This window comes from Synechococcus sp. H55.2, assembly GCF_047462495.1.
Taxonomy (GTDB): domain Bacteria; phylum Cyanobacteriota; class Cyanobacteriia; order Thermostichales; family Thermostichaceae; genus Thermostichus.
In genome coordinates, this window is sequence record NZ_JANSJH010000189.1 from 1 (window position 1) to 1,354 (window position 1,354).

A 1,354-nucleotide genomic window follows, 5' to 3' on the forward strand; every position below is an offset into this window, starting at 1 on the left:
AAGCGCTCGTCGTAGCGACCAGCCAGTTGGGGCCATGCCCGCTCAAAATTGGTGTGCCAAGCTTTTAGGGTGGCCACGTAGTTGATCCCAAAGTTGTGCCAGTCTTCCAGAACAAATAGGCCCTCGAAAGCCGCTGTTATCTGACGAGGCGAGGGGAGCATCGAGTTGGGAAAAATGTAGCGCTCAATCCACGGATCCCGCCCCTGGTAGGCAACGTTGGCGCCGATGGTGTGGAGAAGAAACAAGCCATCGTCTTTGAGAAGGCGACGGGCTACCCGCATGAACGTTCGGTAGTTGCGGTAGCCCACATGCTCAAACATGCCAACAGAAAGGATCCGATCAAACTTTCCTTGCGTCTGGCGATAGTCTTCCAGCCGGATCTCTACCGGTAGGCCGCGGCAGCGTTCGCTGGCCAGCTTGGCCTGCTCTTGCGAGACGGTGATGCCCACAACCTGCACCCCATAGCGCTCGGCCAGGTACTGTGCCGTGCCGCCCCAACCACAGCCGATGTCGAGCACGCGCATGCCGGGCTGGAGATCTAGCTTGCGGGCAATGAGATCCAGCTTGGCTTCCTGGGCTTCGTCGAGGGTTTGTGCCCCCCCATCCCAATAGGCACAGCTATAGATCAGGCGGCGATCCAGCATGGCCTCGTAGAGGTCATGGCCAAGGTCGTAGTGGCGCTGGCCAACCACAAACGCTCCCTTACCCCGCTGGCGGTTGATGAGGCGACTGTCCAAGGCAAGCAGGAGCCGAACCGGCCAGCCCACTTGCTCCACTGCCTGACCGGTGAGGAGACGACAAACCAACTCGTCAATAGCCTCACAATCCCACCACCCCTCCAGGTAGGCCTCGCCAAAGCCCAGGGATCCATAGAGCAGGCAGCGCAGGTAGAGCCGCTCGTCGCGGACTTGCAGATCCCAGGGCCGCGAGCCATTGACGGCTATATCGGCAGCACTCAAGAGCCTAAGCCCATATCGGCGGGCCAGCCAATGCCAGATGCTAAGGCTTTTCCTCATCTCCAGGAACCCCTTGCTATAGGCAAGCCTGGTGAGCGCAACCAGCAATGTATTGCTCAGCTATTAAACCGCAGCTTCTTCATCCTGTCACTTGGCAGCAGCTCAGGACATTTCTGCCTATCGGCTTCTAGCTTCTGTTGTTGGTGCCAAAGTCAGGGATACAGCACCAGAGGGAAAACTTATTTTGATAAGAGCTTTACTGGCGGGGTGGTGTGGGTTTTGCCCAAACACGCCGTACATTCCAGCAGGTGCCAACTCTAGAAAAGGATGGCTTTAAAGTTAAACTTTTTCCGGAATCGAGTGCAATTGGATTACAAGTGCGAGGAAATAAATTCTAT

1 protein-coding gene is annotated in these 1,354 nt (G+C 56.6%); it reads right to left on the reverse strand.

The window, feature by feature from the left end:
* The coding region (gene cfa / locus NW844_RS12805; RefSeq protein ID WP_414336200.1) for a cyclopropane fatty acyl phospholipid synthase at positions 1–1,016 on the reverse strand (1,016 nt) is incomplete at its 3' end.
* Positions 1,017–1,354 lie beyond the last annotated feature (338 nt).